We start from the raw sequence: 22,203 nt of genomic DNA on the forward strand, positions 1-22,203 counted from the left end.
ATTATTTATACTGTGTCGCATTCTTGATACCGGACAATCTCATGTCAGTAAGTTCTTTTAACCGACGCTGGGCGGCGGTGATCCTTGAAGCCCTGACGCGCCATGGCGTCAGGCACGTGTGTATTGCACCGGGTTCTCGCTCAACGCCGCTGACGCTGGCGGCCGCCGAAAACCGGGCGTTGATTCATCACACCCACTTTGATGAACGCGGCCTCGGCCACCTCGCACTGGGCCTGGCGAAAGCCAGCAAAGAACCTGTGGCGGTGATTGTCACCTCCGGTACCGCGGTGGCAAACCTCTATCCGGCGCTGATCGAAGCCGGGTTAACCGGTGAAAATCTGATTCTGCTCACCGCCGATCGCCCCCCTGAGCTTATTGACTGCGGCGCCAATCAGGCGATTCGCCAGCCGGGACTCTTTGCTTCACATCCGTCGCAGACGATTTCGTTACCGCGTCCCACCCAGGATATTCCGGCAAGCTGGCTGGTTTCCACCGTCGATCACGCCATGGAGACGTTGCGTGGCGGGGCGTTGCACATCAACTGCCCGTTTGCCGAGCCGCTGTATGGTGAGCTGGACGACACGGGCCTGGAATGGCAGCACTCTCTCGGTGACTGGTGGGAGAGTGAAAAACCGTGGCTACGCGAGCAGACGCACCTTGAGAGCGCAAAACAGCGCGACTGGTTCTTCTGGCGGCAGAAGCGCGGTGTGGTCATCGCCGGGCGCATGAGCGCCGCTGAAGGCAAGCTGGTCGCGGAATGGGCACAAACGCTCGGCTGGCCACTGATTGGCGATGTGCTTTCCCAGACCGGTCAGCCGCTGCCGTGCGCCGACCTCTGGCTGGGTAATGCGAAAGCGGTTACCGAGCTGTCGCATGCGCAGATTGTGGTGCAGCTGGGTTCGAGTTTGACCGGCAAGCGGTTACTGCAGTGGCAGGCTACCTGCACGCCGGAAGAGTACTGGCTGGTGGATCCGCTGGAAGGGCGGCTCGACCCGGCGCACCATCGCGGTCGTCGCCTGGTCAGCAGTATTGACGCCTGGCTGACGCTCCATCCGGCAGAAAAGCGCAAACCCTGGGCGGTGACCCTCCCGGACCTTTCGCGTCAGGCGTGGGAGCTGACCAAAGCGCACTGCGACGCGTTTAGCGAGGCCGGGCTGGCGCACCGTATTCGCCAGCTTCTGCCTGAGCAGGGGCAGCTGTTTGTCGGCAATAGCCTGGTGGTGCGCCTGATTGACGCCTTTTCGAAGCTGCCTGCCGGCTACCCGGTCTACAGCAACCGCGGCGCCAGCGGTATCGACGGCCTGATCTCAACGGCGGCGGGCGTGCAGCGCGCCAGCGCGAAATCGACGCTGGCGATCGTGGGCGATCTCTCCGCGCTCTACGATCTCAACGCGCTGGCGTTGCTACGTCAGGCGTCAGCCCCGTTTGTGCTGATTGTGGTCAACAACAACGGCGGGCAGATTTTCTCCCTTTTGCCCACGCCGCAGAGCGAGCGCGAGCGCTTCTATCTGATGCCGCAGAACGTGCACTTCGAACACGCCGCGGCGATGTTCAGCCTGAAATACCATCGCCCTGAAAGCTGGGAACAGCTGGATGCCGCGCTGGGCACCGCCTGGAAACAGCCGGGCGCGACGCTGATTGAGCTGGTGGTGAACGATGCAGATGGTGCGCAGATGCTGCAAAGCCTGCTGGCGCAGGTGAGCCAGCTGTGATCCTCTCTGGCGTGCAGCGGGCCGGCGAGCCAGGCTATCCCTGGCTGGTCTTCTTGCACGGCTTTTCCGGGGACTGCCGCGAGTGGCAGAGGGTCGGTGAAAAACTCAGCGACTACCCCCGGCTGTATCTGGATCTGCCGGGTCACGGTGGATCCCGAGATTTGAGCGTGACGGGGTTTGAGGAGATGAGCACGCTGCTCACCCAAACCTTGCTTAGTTACAACATACTCAAGTTCTGGCTCATCGGGTACTCCCTCGGCGGCCGCATTGCGATGTTCCATGCCTGCCAGCAGCCTGAGGGTCTGCTGGGCGTGGTGGTAGAGGGCGGGCATCCGGGCCTGGAGGATGCCGAAGCGCGAAATGCGCGGCTGGCATCTGACCGCCGCTGGGCGAGACGTTTTCGTACTGAACCGCTGAGTAAGGTATTCGCTGACTGGTATCAACAGCCCGTTTTTGCCTCACTCACGGATGCCCAGCGCGAGGCGCTGATTACCCTGCGCAGCCAGAACAGAGGCGCGGCGCTGGGGATGATGCTCGAAGCGACGTCGCTGGCCGTGCAGCCCGATTTGCGTGCCGCGCTTGGGGCACGCCATTTCTCTTTTGATTATCTCTATGGCGAACGCGATGAGAAGTTTGCGGCCCTTGCCGCTGAGCTGAACGCCGTTCGCCATGCAATTCCCAACGCCGGACACAACGCCCACCGGGAAAATCCCGATGCGGTTACCGCGAGTCTGGCTCAGATACTGCGTCTTCGTATAAAGGACATTCTATGATCTATCCTGATGAAAACATGCTCTATGCACCGGTTGAATGGCAAGACTGCTCCGAAGGCTACACCGACATTCGCTACCACAAATCCACCGACGGCATTGCCAAAATCACCATTAACCGTCCGCAGGTGCGCAACGCCTTCCGTCCGCTGACCGTTAAAGAGATGATCCAAGCCCTGGCGGATGCGCGCTACGACGACAACATCGGCGTGATTGTCCTGACCGGCGAAGGCGATAAGGCGTTCTGCTCCGGCGGCGATCAGAAAGTGCGCGGTGACTACGGCGGATACCAGGACGATGCCGGCACGCACCACCTGAACGTGCTCGATTTCCAGCGTCAGATCCGCACCTGTCCAAAACCGGTGGTGGCGATGGTGGCAGGCTACTCCATCGGTGGCGGTCACGTGCTGCACATGATGTGTGACCTGACCATTGCGGCAGAGAACGCCATCTTCGGCCAGACGGGCCCGAAAGTAGGCTCCTTCGACGGCGGCTGGGGTGCCTCCTACATGGCACGCATCGTCGGGCAGAAAAAAGCCCGTGAAATTTGGTTCCTGTGCCGTCAGTACAACGCTCAGGAAGCGCTGGATATGGGCCTGGTGAATACCGTGGTGCCGATTGCCGATCTCGAAAAAGAGACCGTACGCTGGTGTCGCGAAATGCTGCAGAACAGCCCGATGGCGCTGCGCTGCCTCAAAGCCGCGCTCAACGCCGACTGTGACGGTCAGGCGGGTCTGCAGGAGCTGGCGGGCAACGCCACCATGCTGTTCTACATGACCGAAGAGGGTCAGGAAGGGCGCAACGCGTTTAACGAAAAACGCCAGCCGGACTTCAGCAAATATAAACGGAATCCGTAATGCGTCGCGCGCAGGTATACCGCTGGCAGATATCGATGGACGCGGGCGTGGTGCTGCGTGAACGGCGGTTAAAAACCCGTGACGGCTTCTTCGTGCATCTGCAGCAGGGCGAGCGGGAAGGCTGGGGCGAGATTTCGCCTCTGCCGGGCTTTAGCCTCGAGTCGCTGGAGGACGCGCAGGCTGCATTGCTGGCGTGGACAGAAACGTGGCGTGAGGGCGAGAACCCGGCGTTACCGGACGTGCCTTCCGCGGCTTTTGGTATCAGCTGCGCGCTGGCGGAGCTGGACGGTAGCCTGCCTGAAGAGGCTAACTACCGCGCGGCACCGCTCTGCACAGGGGATCCGGACGAACTCTTCGCGCTGCTCTCCGCCATGCCGGGCGAGAAGGTCGCGAAAATCAAAGTCGGCCTCTACGAAGCGGTGCGCGACGGCATGGTTGCCAACCTGCTGCTGGAGGCGATCCCCGACCTGCACCTGCGTCTGGATGCTAACCGCGCCTGGACGCCGCTGAAGGCGCAGCAGTTTGCGAAATACGTCAACCCGGAGTACCGCAGCCGCATTGCCTTCCTGGAAGAGCCGTGTAAAACCCGCGACGATTCGCGCGCGTTTGCCCGCGAAACGGGGATTGCCATCGCCTGGGATGAAAGCCTGCGCGAAGCGGGTTTTGCCTTCGTTGCCGAACCCGGCGTCAGCGCGGTAGTGATTAAGCCGACGCTGACCGGCAGTCTGGCGAAGGTGCGCGAGCAGGTTGCGGCGGCGCACGCCGCAGGGCTGACGGCGGTGATCAGCTCGTCGATTGAGTCCAGCCTGGGGCTGACCCAGCTGGCGCGTATTGCCGCCTGGTTAACGCCGAACACGGTGCCTGGCCTCGATACGCTGAACCTGATGCAGGCCCAGCTTATCCGCACGTGGCCGGACAGCGCGCTGCCGTGCCTCGGCACCGAGGCGCTGGAGCCGCTGTTATGAGTTTTACCGACTGGCCCTGGCGGCACTGGCGCGCGCTGACTGCCGATAAGCCTGCCCTGAGGCTGAACGACGAAACGCTTACCTGGCAACAGCTGTGCGCGCGCGTCGACAGCCTTGCGGCGGGGTTTCACCAGCAGGGCGTGGAGGAGGGCGACGGTGTGCTGCTGCTGGCTCATAACCACCCGCAAACCCTGCTGGCGTGGCTGGCGCTGCTCCAGTGCGGAGCGCGGATCCTTCCCGTGAATCCACAGCTGCCGCGCCCGCTGCTGGACGTGTTGCTTCCCCAGATGACCCTGCGCTTTGCGCTGGTGCTGGACGGTCTCTACGACGCTCTTCCTCCCCTGAGCATGCGCGAGCGCGCGGGTGAATATCGCGCCGCGTGGCAGCCTGCGTGGCTGGCGTCCATGACGCTGACCTCCGGCTCTACCGGTCTGCCTAAGGCGGCGGTGCATACCTGCGAGGCCCATCTGGCCAGCGCGCGCGGCGTGCTGACGCTGATGCCCTACGGAGAAGACGACGACTGGCTGCTTTCGCTGCCGCTGTTTCACGTTTCCGGTCAGGGTATTTTATGGCGCTGGCTGCTGGCCGGCGCACGGTTAACCGTGCGCGAGAAACAGCCGCTGGCGCAGGCCTTGCGCGGCTGTACGCACGCCTCGCTGGTGCCGACCCAGCTCTGGCGTCTTCTGAATACCGAAAGCCACATTGCTCTGAAAGCGGTTTTGCTTGGCGGGGCGGCCATTCCGGTGGAATTGACGCAAAAGGCGAGAGAGCAGGAGATTCGCACCTTCTGCGGTTACGGCCTGACCGAGTTTGCCTCTACCGTCTGCGCGAAAGCGGCGGACGGCGAGCCGGACGTGGGCAGTGCCCTGCCGGGTAGAGAGGTACAGGTCGTTAACGGTGAAGTCTGGATCAGGGCGCAAAGCATGGCCTCAGGCTACTGGCGCGACGGCGCGCTGATGCCGCTGACCAATGCGCAGGGATGGTTCGCCACCCGCGATCGCGGCGAGCTGCATGACGGCCGCCTGACGATTCTGGGCCGCATGGACAATCTCTTTTTTAGCGGCGGAGAAGGGATCCAGCCGGAAAGCCTTGAGCGGGTTATCGCCCGGCATCCGCAGATTAACCAGGTGTTTATCGTCCCGCTGGACGACGCCGAGTTCGGGCAGCGTCCGGTGGCGGTGGTGGAGTGTGAGCCGGGAACGGATATCGCCTGTTTGCCTGACTGGGTCACGGATAAGCTGGCGCGTTTTGAGCAGCCCGTCCGCTGGCTGCTGCTGCCGACCGAGCTTAAAAATGGCGGCATTAAAGTTTCGCGTCGTGCGCTGCAGCAGTGGGTGAACGCATCGCTGAAAGGATAATAGCCGTTTCAAATAGTTACAATCTACCGACCTGCCGCACGCAGAGTGCTTGATCCCCGGAAGAGTCAGGTTAAAATCTCGCGGTTTTGGGACTTCTTATAAAATGTGCGGGATCGCGACAATGAAAAAAGTGGCATTAATGGGCTTCGGCCTGATGGTTGTTTCTGCGGCGGCTAACGCTATTAGCATTAACGGCTCGGCGGGTCAGGACTATACCCACCTGGGCTTTGGCATGGGTACAGAGACCTCCGGTCTGGCGATGACCGGCGGCTGGACGCATAACGATGACGACGGCGACGCGGCCAGCCTCGGCCTGGGTCTTAACGTTCCTCTCGGCCCGTTCCTGGCGACCGTCGGCGGTAAAGGTATCTATACCAACCCAAATGACGGTGACGAAGGGTACGCAGCGGCAGTGGGCGGCGGCCTGCAGTGGAAGATTGGCGACAGCTTCGGCCTGTTTGGCGAGTACTACTATTCTCCCGACTCCCTCTCAAGCGGTATCGAAAGCTATGAGGAAGCCAACGCCGGCGCGCGCTGGACCATCATGCGTCCGATTACCATCGAAGCAGGCTATCGTTATCTGAACCTGGCCGGCAAAGACGGCAACCGCGACAACGCGCTGGCCGACGGCCCGTACGTGGGCGTCAGCGCAGGCTTCTAATCACTCCGGCGCGGCATTCTGTCGCGCCAGTTTCTCTCTTCTCCACCCCGCGTTTGCGCTATAGTGTTTTGACCAAATTAGCGGGAGAACATAATGATTAACGTGGAGATGTTATCCACCGGCGACGAAGTGCTGCATGGCCAAATTATTGATACCAATGCTGCCTGGCTTGCCGATCTTTTCTTTGAGCAAGGATTACCGTTAACGCGCCGCAACACGGTGGGCGACAATCTTGAGTCACTGGTCGCTATTCTGCGTGAACGCAGCGAACACTGTGACGTGCTGATTGTGAACGGTGGGCTCGGCCCTACCAGCGACGATCTCAGCGCGCTGGCCGCCGCGACCGCAAAAGGCGAAGGGCTGGTGCTGCACGAGGCGTGGCTTTCGCAGATGGAGCGCTTTTTCTCCGAACGCGGCCGCATCATGGCCCCCAGCAACCGCAAGCAGGCTGAAATCCCCGCCAGCGCTGAGCTGGTCGATAACCCGGTCGGCACCGCGTGCGGGTTTGCCATGCAGTTGAACCGCTGCCTGATGTTCTTCACGCCGGGCGTGCCCTCAGAATTTAAAGTGATGGTCGAGCAGCAGATCCTGCCGCGCCTTCGCGATCGTTTTACCCTGCCGGAACCCCCGCTTTGCCTGCGTCTGACCACCTTTGGCCGCTCGGAAAGCGATCTGGCTCAGAGCCTCGACCACCTGGCACTGCCGCCGGACGTGTCCATGGGGTATCGCTCCTCCATGCCGATCATTGAACTTAAGCTTACCGGTCCGGCCACGCAGAAAGAGGCGATGCTGGCCCTGTGGCCTGAGGTGCAGCGCGTGGCGGGCGAAAGCCTGATTTTTGAAGGCACGGAAGGGCTTCCGGCGCAGATTGCGAAGCATCTGCAGTCGCGCCAGCTGAGCGTGACCTTAAGCGAGCAGTTCACCGGCGGCCTGCTGGCGCTGCAGCTGTCGCGCGTTAACGCACCGCTGCTGGCCAGCGAAGTGGTGCCGTTCCAGCAGGAGACGCTGGCGCAGACCGCCCGCTGGGCTTCTGAGAGAAGGGTGAAACATTTTGCCGGTCTGGCGCTGTTTGTCGGGGGGCTGGATGAGGAATACCTTAACTTTGCGCTGGCCACGCCGGAAGGCACCTGGGCGCTGCGGGTAAAAATGAGCATCACCCGCCACAGCCTGGCGGTGCGTCAGGAGGTTTGCGCCATGATGGCGTTGAACATGCTGCGCCGCTGGTTGAATGGCAAAGAGGTTGCCAGCGAGCACGGCTGGATCCATGTGGTCGAGTCGCTGTTCGTTGAGTAAAACCCGTGCCGGGGCCTTTTGCCCCGGCACCGTTTAGCCCAGCGCCTTCGCCAGCAGGGTAATCGGATGTTCACAGCGCTTGCTGGTGGACATCTCAATCTGCCACTTGCAGGTTTCGCAGTCGGTCACCACGATATCCGCGCCGCTCTCTTCAATCTGGCGAAACAGCGGGGCGCCAATCGCCTGTGACGTTTCGTAGTTCTCACGCTTGAAGCCGTAGGTTCCTGCAATCCCGCAGCAGCGCGAATCCAGCACCGTTAGCTCAAGGCCCGGAATCAACCGCAGCAGTTCAAGCGTATAGAGCGACCAGCCCATTTTCTCCATATGACACGGCGTGTGGTACACCACTTTCAGGGGCAGTTTCCCCAGCGGCAACGTCTGCCCGCTGTCCAGTTTGCGCCACAGGAAACGCGTCGCCAGCTCGATGTGCTCGCGCAGCCCGCTATTATCCACGTCCAGCAGATGCGGGTACTCGTCGCGCAGGGTGAAGGTGCAGGTGGACGAGGTCGCCAGCACCGGAATACCCTTGTCGACAATGGCTTCGCGCAGCGACGTAACGTTGCTTTTGGCCTGCCTGCGCGCTTTATCGGTAAACCCGTTGGCAATCAGCGGTACGCCGCAGCACTTCTCCTTGTTCAGTAGCTGAACGCCCGTTCCCATGGCGTTAAGCACCTTCAGCAGATCTTTACCCAGCTGCGGGTGGTTATAATTCACATAGCAGCCGTGGAAAAAGGCCACCTGGTCGGCATACTTCGCCTGCTCCACGGCGACGGACTTGTACCAGCGGCGGAAAGTGCCGTGAGAATATTTCGGCAGGCTGCGGTGATGGTCTATCTTCAGCGTGGCATCCAGCAGCTGGCGCACCGGTTTGAGAGAGGTCGCCGCGTTCACCAGCGGGGCAAACGGCGTTGAGACGCTGCCCATCAGATCGGTGTGGCTCAGAATGGCGTCCCGCAGCGTCGGCTTTTGCGTGCCGTAGCGCGCCCGGGCGCGCTGGATGATATCGCCGATTTTAACATCCGACGGACAGGCCACCTCGCAGCGTTTGCAGTTAATGCAGTATTTCAGCGCCTCGTCATACAGCCTGCCGTCCTTCAGACGCAGACGCTCGCCGTCCGGTCCGGCCTGCTTTGGTCCGGGATAGCGTGGGTTCACGCCGCTGACCGGGCAGACGGTGGTACACACCGTGCATTTAATGCAGCTTTCAAAACGGGTGTCGTTCATTGTTCAGCCTCCGTGCGCTGGATAATCCGCTCTGCCACATACAGCGCCGTGACGGCGCAGACGCCACCACCGCATCCCTGAGCGATGGGATCGTATCCGCCCAGCAGCGAGCCGATGGCAAAGAGATTGCTGACGGGCTTACCGGAAAGCTGCGGGTGTAGCTGGTTATCGACAATCACGCCGAACTGTTGCCAGGGCTGGGGCGAGAAGAAATCACTCTGATACCAGTCCGCACGGGAGGCGCTTTGCCGGACATCCAGCCCCATAATGGCTTCCCGAATGCCCTCCCGGTTGCTCAGCAGTCCGTTACTGAAGAAACTGCCGCTTGCCAGCACCGTATAGCGGGCGCGAAGCGGAATATCATCGTGGTTGCGCGTCCAGACTTCGCTTACCGCGCCGTCCGTCAGGGTGATTTTTTTCACCTCGTCACCCGCCATCCAGACGCCACCCTGCGCAACAAACTGGCGCTGGAGCTGGGTATGCAGGCGAATACCCGGTACGGAAGGGGGCAGCGTTGGCAGCAGGCCGAGCGTGCAGGGCAGTCGATCCGAGAGCCAGCGCCAGAGCCGGTTGTCGTGTAAGCCAAAGCAAGCGGGCATCAACAGCGCGTCGCAGCTTTCGCCGAGCGGCCTGAGCGCGTCATACAGCAGCGGCCACTTATCTTCGTTATCGAGGAAACGGGCGATATTCACCGCGCGAAACTCGCTCGGGTTGTCGCGCAGAACATCAAGCTCGGGCAGCTCTATCTCTGCCGTTTCGGCATTAACGCCCTGGCGGCAAAGCGATGCCGCCGCGAGATGGGGCTGAAAATCAAGAAAACCGCTAATACCCACTACCCGCACGCGCGCGGCACTGAACGGGGTAACGGGCACCTCCTCCGGACTTAGCCAGGCGGAACGCAGGGTACCGAGCGGCGTGACGCGCTGATGATTTTGCCTGGCGCTCCCCTTCATGCGCGCGCCGCAGTCCGCCAGTAGCGCTTCGGTTTCCAGGGCAAAGCGGTCAATATTATGCGCGCCAATCAGGTGATAGGGGTGCTCCGGCGGCAGCTTATCGCGGTACGTATCGTCCACCAGGTCCAGCGATCCCGACGAGAAGTGCAGAGCGCTCTGACCCCGGGTGATAATGGCGCAGCGCAGCCCCCGCTTTGTGAGTTTGATGCCACAAAGCAGGCCTGCGAGCCCGCCGCCGACAATCACGGTGTCAAATTTCATCGCGTTGCTCCTTCTCAAGACCGCAAAGCCCCTGGTAGACCCAGCGGGTAAACTCGCTTTCACGCAGGGCATCTCCCCAGGCAACAGGCTGAATCCCTTTCCAGCGCTCGTTTAAAAACGCGCTGAGCTGATCGAGCGACTGGGTGGCGGTGGTGGTATGAAAGCGTTGCAGCAGACCGGCGGCACGACAGGCGCACAGCTCGCCCTGGCAGGTCCCCATTCCGACGCGGGTGCGGCGGCGGAGATCGAGCAGGCTATTGACCGTCAGGTTCTCTACCGCGTACTGCACTTCACCGGCGGTCACGGCTTCGCATTCGCATACGAGGCTGCGGCTCAGCCGCCCTTCGCCCAGCCAGGCCGGCGTTCTGTCGCCATGGCGATAGATGGCCGATCCGCGCAGAGGGGCTGGCAGAGAGATAATTTTTTGCAGCGTCTTCTCGGTGGACTGCCGCGAACCGGGCAGAGGCTGTTCTGCCGTTACGCACGGTTCGGTATTGCCCAGCTTGCGGCAGACGGCATCCGTTGCCCACTCCGCCATCAGGCGATAGGTCATCAGCTTGCCACCGGTGATGGTGATAAACCCGTCCAGGCCGTCACGCGCGGCATGGTCGAGCAGCACAATGCCGCGGCTGACGTTTCGCCCGCTTGGGTCGTTATCGCTGGCGACTAGCGGACGTACGCCCGCATAGGCCCGCAGGATCCGGGTCTGCGCCATTACCGGGGCCAGCTTTTCCCCTTCGCGCAGCAGGATATCCACCTCTTCGGCGGTCACGCGGTTGTAATCAATCTCGCTGTAGTCCACGTGCGTTGAGGTGGTACCGATTAACGAAATGGTATCGCCGGGGACGAGGATGTCGGCATCGGACGGTTTGCGGCAGCGGTTGATCACGTGGTTATTAATGCGATGGTCGAGGATCAGCAGGGAGCCTTTCGCCGGGAACATGCGAACCGAGAGCTCAGCGTATTCCGCAATGTGCTGCCCCCAGATCCCCGCGGCATTGACGACGACGGAGGCAAACAGCTCGCTGTGTTCATTGTATTGCGTGTCATACACCCGCACGCCGCAGATGCGATGGCCTTCGCGGATAAGCCCGGTCACTTCGTGCCCGGTCAGTATGTGCGCACCATGCTCGCGAGCGTCCAGCATGTTGGCGGCGGTCAGGCGAAAAGGATCAACCGTACCGTCAGGCACTTTTACCGCGCCCGTCAGGGCCGGGTTGACGGAGGGCTCAATGCGCCGCGCGAGGGCAGGGTCGATAGCCTCGGCCTGAATCCCCGCCGCGCGACAGGCGGTAATAAAGGTTGACTGAAAGGCGAGATCGTCTTCGGGAAGCGTAATAAACAGACCATCGGTGGGTTCAATGCAGTGGCGGGCTATGCGCCGCAGGATCTGATTTTCGGCAATACATTCGCGCGCGGATTCGCCGTCGGTCACGGCGTAGCGGGCGCCGCTGTGAAGCAGTCCATGATTGCGGCCGGTAGCGCCCGTCGCTATGTCATGGCGCTCCAGAAGCGTGACGCTTAATCCCCGCAGGGCGCAATCGCGTGCGATGCCAGAGCCGGTTGCGCCACCGCCAATGATAATCACATCGCTGTAACGAGGATCGTGAATTGTCATTGTCATCCCTCTGTGTTCGTTTTTTTATCATTTAGCCACATGAAAACTGTGGTTTGTTTGATTTCGAACACAAACGAGCGAAATTCGAAAGTGAAACGTGATTTCATGCGCTTTTTTGCGCATTCTGTCATATTTCTGTAACAATCTGTGCGTTGATTCACAGTAACAATCACTGTGATTTCTTAACATCGCGACCTCTCTGGAGTATGGGGCAGTTAAACCCCTGTAAATACAATTTTTGGCCACGGAGGCTGTCATGCTCAGTATCTTCAAACCTGCGCCGCATCGGGCGCGTCTGCCAGAGGCAGAAATTGATCCGCTATACCGCCGCCTGCGTTGGCAAATTTTCCTGGGGATCTTCTTCGGGTACGCGGCGTACTACCTTGTTCGTAAAAACTTTGCGCTCGCCATGCCGTACCTGGTGGAGCAGGGCTTTTCCCGTGGCGATCTGGGGTTCGCGCTGTCAGGTATTTCCATCGCCTACGGTTTTTCCAAATTCATTATGGGTTCAGTGTCCGACCGCTCGAATCCGCGCGTGTTTCTGCCGGCCGGCCTGATCCTGGCGGCAGCGGTTATGCTGTTTATGGGCTTTGTGCCGTGGGCAACCTCCAGCATTGCCGTCATGTTCGTGCTGCTGTTCCTCTGCGGCTGGTTCCAGGGCATGGGGTGGCCGCCGTGCGGACGCACTATGGTGCACTGGTGGTCGCAGAAAGAGCGTGGCGGCATCGTGTCGGTGTGGAACTGCGCGCATAACGTGGGTGGCGGCATTCCGCCTCTGCTGTTCCTGCTGGGAATGGCCTGGTTCAACGACTGGAAAGCCGCGCTGTATATGCCTGCCTTTGGCGCCATCGTGGTGGCGATTATTGCCTTCGCCCTGATGCGCGATACGCCGCAGTCCTGCGGCCTGCCGCCGATCGAAGAGTACAAAAACGACTATCCGGATGATTACAGCAAGGAGCATGAAGAAGAGCTGACCGCAAAACAGATCTTCATGAAGTACGTCCTGCCGAACAAGCTGCTGTGGTACATCGCGGTAGCGAACGTGTTCGTTTACCTGCTGCGCTACGGCATTCTGGACTGGTCACCGACTTACCTGAAAGAGGTGAAGCACTTCGCGCTGGATAAATCTTCGTGGGCCTACTTCCTGTATGAATATGCGGGGATCCCGGGCACGCTGCTTTGCGGCTGGATGTCGGACAAGGTGTTTAAAGGCAACCGCGGTGCGACGGGCGTCTTCTTTATGACTCTGGTGACCATCGCCACCGTAGTGTACTGGCTCAACCCGCCGGGCAACCCGTCAGTAGATATGGCCTGTATGATCGTCATCGGCTTCCTGATTTATGGTCCGGTTATGCTGATCGGTCTGCACGCGCTGGAGCTGGCACCGAAGAAAGCGGCAGGCACGGCGGCAGGCTTTACCGGTCTGTTCGGCTACCTGGGTGGGTCGGTCGCGGCGAGCGCCATCGTGGGCTATACCGTTGACTTCTTCGGCTGGGACGGCGGCTTTATGGTGATGATTGGCGGTAGCGTGCTGGCGGTACTGCTGCTGATTATCGTGATGATTGGTGAGAAACGTCACCACGCGGAAGTGCAGGCACGTCGTCAATAAGGAGCATTGCCATGAAATTATCTTACGTAACAACCGGCCTGCTGCTGGCGGGCCTGATGACAGGCTCCGCGCTGGCGGCAGATAAAATCGTCATCGCCCACCGCGGCGCGAGCGGCTATCTGCCGGAGCATACGCTGCCGGCAAAAGCGATGGCCTATGCGCAGGGCGCGGATTACCTGGAGCAGGACCTGGTGATGACGAAGGACGACCAGCTGGTGGTCCTGCACGATCATTATCTTGACCGCGTGACGGACGTGGCGGAGCGTTTCCCGGACCGCGCCCGCAAAGATGGCCGGTTCTACGCCATTGATTTTACCCTGGATGAGATCCGCTCCCTGAAGTTTACCGAAGGCTTCGAGATTGAAAACGGCAAGAAGGTGCAGGTCTATCCGGGACGTTTCCCGATGGGCAAATCTGACTTCCGGATCCACACCTTCCAGGAAGAGATTGAGTTTGTTCAGGGGCTGAACCACTCAACCGGGAAAAATATCGGTATCTACCCGGAAATCAAAGCGCCGTGGTTCCACCACCAGGAAGGGAAAGACATTGCCGCGAAGACGCTGGAGGTGCTGAAGCAGTACGGTTACACCAGCAAGATGGACAAGGTTTACCTGCAGTGCTTTGACGCCGCCGAGCTGAAGCGCATCAAAACCGAGCTGGAGCCGAAGATGGGGATGAACCTCAATCTGGTACAGCTGATTGCCTATACCGACTGGAATGAAACCCAGGAGAAGCAGCCGGACGGCAAGTGGGTGAACTACAACTACGACTGGATGTTTAAGCCGGGCGCGATGAAGCAGATTGCGCAGTACGCCGACGGCATCGGGCCGGATTACCACATGCTGGTGGCGGAGGGTTCGACCCCGGGCCACGTGAAGCTGACGGCGATGGTGAAAGAGGCGCATGCCAGCAAGATGCAGGTTCACCCGTACACGGTGCGTGCAGACCAGCTGCCGGAGTATGCAACGGACGTGAATCAGCTTTATGAGGTGTTGTACAACCAGGCGGGCGTGGACGGACTGTTTACGGATTTCCCGGATAAAGCGGTGAGCTTTTTGAAGGATAAACGCTGAAATTGCCGGGTGGCGGCTGCGCCTTACCCGGCCTACGAACTGCGGTTTTGTAGGTCGGGTAAGCGAAGCGCCACCCGACGCAATCACATCTCGATCTCAATATCGCCTTTTGCCCTGCAGCAGCAGGGCAAAATTTCCCCTTCGTTGATAAAGGCCAGCGGTTCGGTCAGCCAGTCCACCTGGCCTGCGACCAGGCGGCAGCGGCAGGAGCCGCAATAGCCTTCACGACACTGGTACTCTACCTCCACCTGATGCGCTTCAAGCGCCACCAGCAGGGAAGGGTGCTCTTCTTGGCACAACACTTCGGTGCCCGAAAGACTCAACGTTACGCGCGTCATCAGAGCTGGAAGTCGCTCAGGTCGTCAGTGTTGACTTCAGAATCAATCTGACCGACCAGGTAAGAACTCACTTCCACTTCCTGCGGCGCTACCTGCACGTTATCGGACACCAGCCAGGTGTTGATCCACGGGATTGGGTTAGAGCGCGTCTGGAACGGCAAATCGAGACCGACGGCCTGCATACGGATGTTGGTAATGTACTCAACGTACTGGCACAAAATGTCTTTGTTCAGGCCAATCATGGAGCCGTCGCGGAACAGGTAATCTGCCCACTCTTTCTCCTGCTGAGCCGCCAGCACGAACAGGTCATAGCACTCCTGCTTGCACTCTTCGGCGATTTCAGCCATTTCCGGGTCGTCCGTGCCGCTGCGCAGCAGGTTCAGCATGTGCTGGGTGCCGGTCAGGTGCAGGGCTTCATCACGGGCAATCAGGCGGATGATTTTGGCGTTGCCTTCCATCAGCTTGCGCTCGGCGAAGGCGAAGGAGCAGGCAAAGCTGACGTAGAAGCGGATCGCTTCCAGCGCGTTGACGCTCATCAGGCACAGGTACAGCTGTTTTTTCAGCGCGCGCAGGTTCACGGTAACGGTCTTGCCGTTCACGTTGTGCGTGCCTTCACCCAGCAGATGCCAGTAGCTGGTCATCTCGATCAGCTCGTCGTAGTAGTGGGAAATGCCTTCGGCGCGCTTCTGGATCTGCTCGTTGGTGACGATATCGTCAAACACCACCGCCGGATCGTTCACGATGTTGCGGATGATATGGGTGTAAGAGCGGGAGTGGATCGTCTCGGAGAACGCCCAGGTTTCCACCCAGGTTTCCAGCTCAGGAATCGAGATCAGCGGCAGCAGCGCCACGTTCGGGCTACGGCCCTGAATGGAGTCCAGCAGCGTCTGGTACTTCAGGTTGCTGAGGAAGATATGCTTTTCGTGATCCGGCAATGCCTGGAAATCAATACGATCGCGGGAAACGTCCACTTCTTCCGGGCGCCAGAAGAAGGAGAGTTGCTTTTCAATCAGCTTTTCGAAGATGTCATATTTTTGCTGATCGTAGCGTGCCACGTTGACCGGCTGGCCGAAGAACATCGGCTCTTTGAGCTGGTCGTTTTTCGTCTGTGAAAAGGTGGTATATGCCATTGCGGTGAGTCCTGTTGAGATTTTATTGCCCGGCGGCACTGCGTTTGCCGGGCCTACAAAACCGTAGGCCGGGTAAGCGTAGCGCCACCCGGCGAAGTGCTTAGATCTTACATGCGCCGCTTTCGCAGCCATCGTCCTGAATTGACGGAACCATGTCGTCCTGGGCGTCTTCCGCACCATCACGGGTGTTGTGATAGTACAGGGTTTTCACGCCAAATTTATAGGCGGTCAGCAGGTCTTTCAGCAGCTGCTGCATCGGAACCTTGCCGGACGGGAAGCGCGTCGGGTCATAGTTGGTATTGGCAGAGATAGACTGGTCGATAAACTTCTGCATGATACCCACCAGCTGCAGATAGCCGTCGTTGTTAGGCATTTCCCACAGCAGCTCGTAGTTGTTACCCAGCGTCTCGTAATCCGGTACCACCTGACGCAGCACGCCGTCTTTCGACGCTTTAATGCTGACGTGGCCGCGTGGAGGCTCAATACCGTTGGTGGCGTTAGAGATCTGCGAAGAGGTCTCGGACGGCATCAGGGCAGAGAGCGTGGAGTTACGCAGGCCGTGAGTCTTAATGGACTCGCGCAGGCCTTCCCAGTCGAGGTGCAGCGGCTCGCTGACAATCGCATCCAGGTCTTTCTTGTAGGTGTCGATTGGCAGAATGCCTTTCGCGTAGGTGGTTTCGTTGAACCACGGGCACGCGCCTTGCTCTTTCGCCAGCTCGTTGGAGGCTTTCATCAGGTAGTACTGAATGGCTTCAAACGTCTGGTGCGTCAGGTTGTTGGCGCTGCCGTCAGAGTAACGCTTGCCGTTTTTCGCCAGCCAGTAGGCGAAGTTGATCACGCCGATACCCAGCGTGCGGCGACCCATCGCACCGCGTTTGGCTGCCGGGATTGGGTAATCCTGGTAATCAAGCAGGGCGTCGAGGGCACGTACGGCCAGCACGGCCAGCTCTTCCAGCTCGTCCAGGCTCTTAATCGCACCCAGGTTGAACGCGGACAGCGTACACAGCGCGATTTCACCGTTTTCGTCGTTCACGTCTTCCAGCGGTTTGGTCGGCAGGGCGATCTCCAGACACAGGTTAGACTGGCGCACTGGCGCAACAACCGGGTCAAACGGGCTGTGGGTGTTGCAGTGGTCAACGTTCTGGATGTAGATACGACCGGTAGAGGCACGTTCCTGCATCATCAGGGAGAACAGGTCTACCGCCTTCACGCGCTGTTTGCGGATGCTGTCGTCTTTTTCGTATTTGGTGTACAGACGCTCGAACTCGTCCTGATCGGCGAAGAACGCGTCATACAGGCCCGGGACGTCGGACGGGCTGAACAGGGTGATGTCTTCGCCCTTCAGCAGACGGGTGTACATCAGCTTGTTGATCTGCACGCCGTAGTCCATGTGGCGCACGCGGTTGCCTTCAACGCCGCGGTTGTTTTTCAGCACCAGCAGGCTTTCCACTTCCAGGTGCCACATTGGGTAGAACAGGGTCGCTGCACCGCCGCGCACGCCGCCCTGCGAGCAGGATTTCACTGCCGTCTGGAAGTGCTTATAGAACGGAATACAGCCGGTGTGGAACGCTTCACCGCCGCGAATCGGGCTGCCCAGCGCACGGATGCGACCGGCGTTGATACCGATACCGGCGCGCTGGGAAACGTATTTCACAATGGCGCTGGAGGTGGCGTTGATGGAATCCAGGCTGTCACCACACTCGATCAGTACGCAGGAGCTGAACTGACGGGTTGGGGTGCGCACGCCAGACATGATTGGCGTAGGCAGAGAAATTTTGAACGTCGATACCGCATCGTAGAAACGCTTCACGTATTCCAGACGGGTGTCGCGCGGGTAGTTAGAGAACAGGCAGGCAGCCACCAGAATATAGAGGAACTGGGCGCTTTCGTAGATCTCACCGGTTACGCGGTTCTGAACCAGGTATTTGCCTTCGAGCTGCTTCACCGCCGCATAGGAGAAGTTCATATCGCGCCAGTGATCGATAAACCCGTTCATCTGCTCGAACTCTTCTTCCGTATAGTCTTCCAGCAGATGCGTGTCGTATTTGCCCAGCTCGACCATTTTCACCACGTGATCGTACAGCTTAGGCGGCTCAAACTGGCCGTAGGCTTTTTTACGCAGGTGGAAAATCGCCAGACGTGCAGCGAGGTACTGATAATCCGGTGCTTCGCGGGAGATCAGATCCGCAGCTGCCTTGATGATGGTTTCATGGATATCAGACGTTTTGATGCCGTCGTAGAACTGGATGTGGGAACGCAGTTCAACCTGGGAGATAGATACGTTGTTCAGTCCTTCTGCTGCCCAGTCGAGAACTCGATGGATTTTGTCCAGATTGATACGCTCGGTGGTACCGTCGCGCTTTGTCACCAGCAGACTCTGATTCATGTGGGGTTTACCTGTCCGTGAAATAAAAAAATATCCCCCGCTTATCCACAGATCCGTCTTGTGACTAACTCTGTGGATAAATACTACATATAGGGGGTTTGCGATAAGAAAAACGCTATATGGTGAGTATTCTAGTATCGAATCTTTTCAGCACAAGGGTTGATTTTGACGTTAAATTGAGGTTGTGAAAGGGTAAAAAAGGCTAAGTCCTCGTACCGTAAGGCCTGGAAGACATGTCAATAATTAAGAAAAAAAATTCAAAATTTGATCGAGTGCTGATTTCTTCAACGGGAGGTCAGAATTGCGCAACATGATGTCGCGCAATCTTTATAAGAATAACGAATGACGTTAGTCGTTTTTGGCGGTGGTATGCAACATATAGTTAACATCTACGCCCGGTGCGAGCTTGAATTTATCGGTCAGCGGATTGTAGTGCAGGCCGGTGATGTGTTGCTCTTTGAGCCACGTCTGGTCAACCCAGCTTAACAGCTCAGCAGGCTTGATGAATTTCTTCACGTCGTGCGTGCCTTTCGGCACCATGCGCAGCACATATTCTGCGCCGACGACGGCCATCAGCCAGGCTTTACCGTTACGGTTGATCGTCGAGAAGAAGACCTGTCCACCCGGTTTAACCAGTTTTGCACAGGCATGCACCACGGACTGCGGATCGGGTACGTGCTCCAGCATCTCCATGCAGGTCACCACATCGTACTGATGAGCATGTTTTGCCGCGTGTTCTTCGACGGTTTCCTGCACGTATTCCACCTGGATGCCGGACTCCAGCGCATGAAGACGGGCAACCTGCAACGGTTCAAAGCCCATATCGAGGCCAGTGACGTTCGCCCCTTCGCGCGCCATGCTCTCAGCCAGGATACCGCCGCCGCAGCCGACATCGAGCACTTTTTTACCGAACAGACCGCCGGAACGCTCCGCGATATAGCCCAGACGCAGCGGGTTAATGCGGTGCAGCGGTTTGAACTCACCTTCGAGATCCCACCAGCGGGAGGCCACCGCTTCAAATTTGGCAATCTCTTCGTGGTCAACGTTGTGAGCCACCGGGGATTTTTCGGCATTCATGGGCGCTTTTACTCCTTATTTAGCAAGACAAAGGAGTATATCAGGCAATCCCTGTGAATAAAGCGTATAGGTTTACCTCAATCACCTCGGCTGTGTTATAATTTGCGACCTTTGAATCCGGGATACAGTAGAGGGATAGCGGTTAGATGAGCGACCTTGCGAGAGAAATTACACCGGTTAACATCGAGGAAGAGCTGAAGAGCTCCTATCTGGACTATGCGATGTCGGTCATTGTTGGCCGTGCGCTGCCGGATGTCCGCGATGGCCTGAAGCCGGTACACCGTCGCGTACTATACGCCATGAACGTATTGGGCAATGACTGGAATAAAGCCTATAAAAAATCTGCCCGCGTCGTGGGTGACGTCATCGGTAAATATCACCCGCATGGTGATACCGCCGTGTATGACACCATCGTCCGTATGGCGCAGCCATTCTCCTTGCGTTACATGCTGGTAGATGGTCAGGGTAACTTTGGTTCTGTTGACGGCGACTCCGCAGCGGCGATGCGTTATACGGAAATCCGTATGTCGAAAATCGCCCACGAGCTGATGGCCGACCTGGAAAAAGAGACCGTTGATTTCGTCGATAACTACGACGGCACCGAGCGCATTCCTGATGTTATGCCAACCAAGATCCCGAACCTGCTAGTGAACGGTTCGTCCGGTATCGCGGTCGGTATGGCAACCAACATTCCGCCGCACAACATCACCGAAGTGATCAACGGCTGCCTGGCCTATATCGACGATGAAGACATCAGCATTGAAGGGCTGATGGAACACATCCCGGGTCCGGATTTCCCGACGGCGGCGATCATCAACGGTCGTCGCGGTATTGAAGAAGCGTACCGCACCGGTCGCGGCAAGATTTACATCCGTGCCCGCGCCGAAGTGGAAGCGGACGCTAAAACCGGCCGTGAGACCATCATTGTTCACGAGATCCCGTATCAGGTGAACAAAGCGCGTCTGATTGAAAAAATCGCCGAGCTGGTAAAAGAAAAACGTGTTGAAGGTATCAGCGCGCTGCGTGACGAGTCTGACAAAGACGGTATGCGTATCGTGATTGAGATCAAACGTGACGCGGTGGGTGAGGTTGTGCTGAACAACCTGTACTCCCAGACTCAGCTCCAGGTTTCCTTCGGTATCAACATGGTGGCACTGCACCATGGTCAGCCGAAGATCATGAACCTGAAAGAGATCCTGAGCGCGTTCGTGCGTCACCGCCGTGAAGTGGTGACCCGTCGTACCATCTTCGAACTGCGCAAAGCGCGCGACCGTGCGCACATCCTTGAAGCGCTGGCCGTTGCCCTGGCTAACATCGACCCGATTATCGAGTTGATTCGCCGTGCACCGACGCCGGCAGAAGCGAAAGCCGCCCTGATCGCGCGTCCGTGGGAGCTGGGTAACGTGGCCGCCATGCTGGAACGTGCGGGCGATGACGCTGCGCGTCCTGAGTGGCTGGAGCCTGAATTCGGCGTGCGTGACGGTCAGTACTACCTGACTGAACAGCAGGCCCAGGCGATTCTGGATCTGCGTCTGCAGAAACTGACCGGCCTTGAGCACGAAAAACTGCTCGACGAATACAAAGAGCTGCTGGAACAGATTGCCGAGCTGCTGCATATCCTGGGTAGCGCAGATCGCCTGATGGAAGTGATCCGTGAAGAGCTGGAGCTGGTCCGCGATCAGTTCGGCGATGAACGTCGCACCGAAATCACCGCGAACAGCTCTGATATCAATATTGAAGACCTGATCAACCGTGAAGACGTGGTGGTTACCCTGTCTCACCAGGGCTATGTGAAGTATCAGCCGCTGACCGACTACGAAGCACAGCGTCGTGGCGGTAAAGGCAAATCGGCAGCCCGTATTAAAGAAGAAGACTTTATCGACCGCCTGCTGGTGGCAAACACCCATGACACGATCCTCTGCTTCTCCAGCCGGGGCCGTCTGTACTGGATGAAGGTCTATCAACTGCCGGAAGCGAGCCGTGGCGCGCGTGGTCGTCCGATCGTTAACCTGCTGCCGCTGGAAGCGAACGAACGTATCACCGCTATTCTGCCGGTACGCGAATACGAAGAAGGCGTGAACGTCTTTATGGCCACCGCCAGCGGTACCGTGAAGAAAACCGCCCTGACCGAATTCAGCCGTCCGCGTTCTGCGGGCATCATCGCGGTGAACCTCAATGAAGGCGATGAGCTGATTGGCGTTGATCTGACTTCCGGTTCTGATGAAGTGATGCTGTTCTCTGCCGCCGGTAAAGTGGTGCGCTTTAAAGAGAACGCCGTCCGCGCAATGGGCCGTACCGCTACGGGCGTTCGCGGTATCAAACTGGCGGGCGAAGACAGCGTCGTTTCTCTGATCATTCCGCGCGGTGAAGGGGCAATCCTGACCGTGACGCAGAATGGTTACGGTAAACGTACGGCGGAAGGGGAATACCCAACCAAGTCTCGCGGCACGCAGGGCGTTATCTCTATCAAGGTGACCGAGCGCAACGGTTCCGTTGTTGGCGCGGTGCAGGTAGACGATGCCGACCAGATCATGATGATCACGGATGCCGGTACGCTGGTGCGTACCCGCGTTTCTGAGATTAGCGTGGTGGGCCGTAACACCCAGGGCGTGATCCTCATCCGTACTGCGGAAGATGAAAACGTGGTGGGTCTGCAGCGTGTTGCCGAGCCAGTGGATGACGAAGAGCTCGACTCCATCGACGGTAGCGTCGCGGAAGGTGATGATGAAATCGCGCCAGAAGCCGACACCGACGATGATGCAGCGGACGACGCTGACGAGTAATGTCTCCTGATGCAAAAAAGGGCCGAATTCCGGCCCTTTTCTTTTGCAGAAGCAGATAAGTCAACGTTGCGACCTGGCGCGTTTACCGCTACCTTAACCACATTCTTTTGACCCCGACGGCGGAGCCTCGCCCCT

Annotated in this window: 17 protein-coding genes; 10 read left to right on the forward strand and 7 right to left on the reverse strand. The window is 58.7% G+C overall.

Features of this window, described 5'->3' with window-relative positions; all coding sequences use genetic code 11:
- Positions 1 to 41 precede the first annotated feature (41 nt).
- From menD to AC3WOK_RS08445, 7 genes are all read left to right on the forward strand, one after another.
- Positions 42 to 1,712, forward strand: a complete 1,671-nt coding sequence (gene menD / locus AC3WOK_RS08415) for a 2-succinyl-5-enolpyruvyl-6-hydroxy-3-cyclohexene-1-carboxylic-acid synthase (RefSeq protein WP_492354317.1) — start codon at positions 42 to 44, stop codon at positions 1,710 to 1,712.
- Entirely contained in the window at positions 1,709 to 2,485 is a 777-nt protein-coding gene (gene menH / locus AC3WOK_RS08420) for a 2-succinyl-6-hydroxy-2,4-cyclohexadiene-1-carboxylate synthase (protein WP_492354318.1), read from the forward strand. Before menD ends, menH begins: the two co-directional genes overlap by 4 nt.
- The gene (gene menB / locus AC3WOK_RS08425; protein ID WP_023312524.1) at positions 2,482 to 3,339 is read left to right on the forward strand and encodes a 1,4-dihydroxy-2-naphthoyl-CoA synthase; all 858 of its coding nucleotides are present in this window, start codon (positions 2,482 to 2,484) and stop codon (positions 3,337 to 3,339) included. The genes menH and menB overlap by 4 nt, the downstream gene beginning before the upstream one ends.
- The gene (gene menC / locus AC3WOK_RS08430) at positions 3,339 to 4,304 is read left to right on the forward strand and encodes an o-succinylbenzoate synthase (protein ID WP_492354319.1); all 966 of its coding nucleotides are present in this window, start codon (positions 3,339 to 3,341) and stop codon (positions 4,302 to 4,304) included. Before menB ends, menC begins: the two co-directional genes overlap by 1 nt.
- A complete protein-coding gene (gene menE / locus AC3WOK_RS08435; protein ID WP_492354320.1) occupies positions 4,301 to 5,662 on the forward strand; it encodes an o-succinylbenzoate--CoA ligase in 1,362 nt (453 codons plus the stop codon). The genes menC and menE overlap by 4 nt, the downstream gene beginning before the upstream one ends.
- A 121-nt stretch (positions 5,663 to 5,783) precedes the next feature.
- Positions 5,784 to 6,323, forward strand: a complete 540-nt coding sequence (locus AC3WOK_RS08440; protein WP_059312833.1) for a YfaZ family outer membrane protein — start codon at positions 5,784 to 5,786, stop codon at positions 6,321 to 6,323.
- A 93-nt stretch (positions 6,324 to 6,416) separates the two neighbouring features.
- Positions 6,417 to 7,616 carry a nicotinamide mononucleotide deamidase-related protein YfaY gene (locus tag AC3WOK_RS08445; protein ID WP_059312832.1) on the forward strand — a complete coding sequence of 400 codons (1,200 nt, stop codon included), beginning with the start codon at positions 6,417 to 6,419 and terminating at the stop codon, positions 7,614 to 7,616.
- A 33-nt stretch (positions 7,617 to 7,649) separates the two neighbouring features.
- Here the strand turns inward: AC3WOK_RS08445 and glpC are convergent, their stop codons facing one another.
- Genes glpC through glpA form a run of 3 tightly spaced genes read right to left on the reverse strand, consistent with a single transcriptional unit; the run spans position 7,650 to position 11,672 of the window.
- Positions 7,650 to 8,840, reverse strand: a complete 1,191-nt coding sequence (gene glpC / locus AC3WOK_RS08450; protein WP_492354321.1) for an anaerobic glycerol-3-phosphate dehydrogenase subunit GlpC — start codon at positions 8,838 to 8,840, stop codon at positions 7,650 to 7,652.
- Positions 8,837 to 10,054, reverse strand: coding sequence for a glycerol-3-phosphate dehydrogenase subunit GlpB (glpB, locus tag AC3WOK_RS08455; protein ID WP_492354322.1), 1,218 nt, complete (start codon positions 10,052 to 10,054; stop codon positions 8,837 to 8,839). The genes glpC and glpB overlap by 4 nt, the downstream gene beginning before the upstream one ends.
- Positions 10,044 to 11,672, reverse strand: coding sequence for an anaerobic glycerol-3-phosphate dehydrogenase subunit A (gene glpA, locus AC3WOK_RS08460; RefSeq protein WP_059312829.1), 1,629 nt, complete (start codon positions 11,670 to 11,672; stop codon positions 10,044 to 10,046). The genes glpB and glpA overlap by 11 nt, the downstream gene beginning before the upstream one ends.
- A gap of 256 nt (positions 11,673 to 11,928) precedes the next feature.
- Here glpA and glpT point away from each other — a divergent pair, with 256 nt between their 5' ends.
- Together glpT and glpQ are read left to right on the forward strand one after the other, a co-directional pair.
- The gene (gene glpT, locus AC3WOK_RS08465) at positions 11,929 to 13,281 is read left to right on the forward strand and encodes a glycerol-3-phosphate transporter (RefSeq protein WP_059312828.1); all 1,353 of its coding nucleotides are present in this window, start codon (positions 11,929 to 11,931) and stop codon (positions 13,279 to 13,281) included.
- Positions 13,282 to 13,292: 11 nt separating this feature from the next.
- Positions 13,293 to 14,354: a glycerophosphodiester phosphodiesterase gene (glpQ, locus tag AC3WOK_RS08470; RefSeq protein ID WP_492354323.1), complete on the forward strand. Its 1,062-nt coding sequence runs from the start codon at positions 13,293 to 13,295 to the stop codon at positions 14,352 to 14,354.
- Between the two features lie 83 nt (positions 14,355 to 14,437).
- Here glpQ and yfaE read toward each other — a convergent pair whose 3' ends face one another.
- From yfaE to ubiG, 4 genes are all read right to left on the reverse strand, one after another.
- Complete coding sequence (yfaE, locus tag AC3WOK_RS08475) at positions 14,438 to 14,692, reverse strand: class I ribonucleotide reductase maintenance protein YfaE (RefSeq protein WP_025757202.1); 255 nt, start codon at positions 14,690 to 14,692, stop codon at positions 14,438 to 14,440.
- A complete protein-coding gene (gene nrdB / locus AC3WOK_RS08480; protein WP_047346599.1) occupies positions 14,692 to 15,822 on the reverse strand; it encodes a class Ia ribonucleoside-diphosphate reductase subunit beta in 1,131 nt (376 codons plus the stop codon). The genes yfaE and nrdB overlap by 1 nt, the downstream gene beginning before the upstream one ends.
- A gap of 100 nt (positions 15,823 to 15,922) precedes the next feature.
- Positions 15,923 to 18,208: a class 1a ribonucleoside-diphosphate reductase subunit alpha gene (nrdA, locus tag AC3WOK_RS08485; protein WP_023312513.1), complete on the reverse strand. Its 2,286-nt coding sequence runs from the start codon at positions 18,206 to 18,208 to the stop codon at positions 15,923 to 15,925.
- A gap of 348 nt (positions 18,209 to 18,556) precedes the next feature.
- On the reverse strand, positions 18,557 to 19,285 hold the full coding sequence (ubiG, locus tag AC3WOK_RS08490) for a bifunctional 2-polyprenyl-6-hydroxyphenol methylase/3-demethylubiquinol 3-O-methyltransferase UbiG (RefSeq protein ID WP_039263205.1): 729 nt from the start codon (positions 19,283 to 19,285) through the stop codon (positions 18,557 to 18,559).
- Positions 19,286 to 19,431: 146 nt separating this feature from the next.
- Between ubiG and gyrA the strand changes: the two genes are divergently transcribed.
- Positions 19,432 to 22,068 carry a DNA topoisomerase (ATP-hydrolyzing) subunit A gene (gene gyrA / locus AC3WOK_RS08495; protein WP_059312824.1) on the forward strand — a complete coding sequence of 879 codons (2,637 nt, stop codon included), beginning with the start codon at positions 19,432 to 19,434 and terminating at the stop codon, positions 22,066 to 22,068.
- The last annotated feature ends 135 nt before the right edge of the window (positions 22,069 to 22,203 follow it).

Source organism: Enterobacter sp. FW301-JW81 (assembly GCF_058788735.1).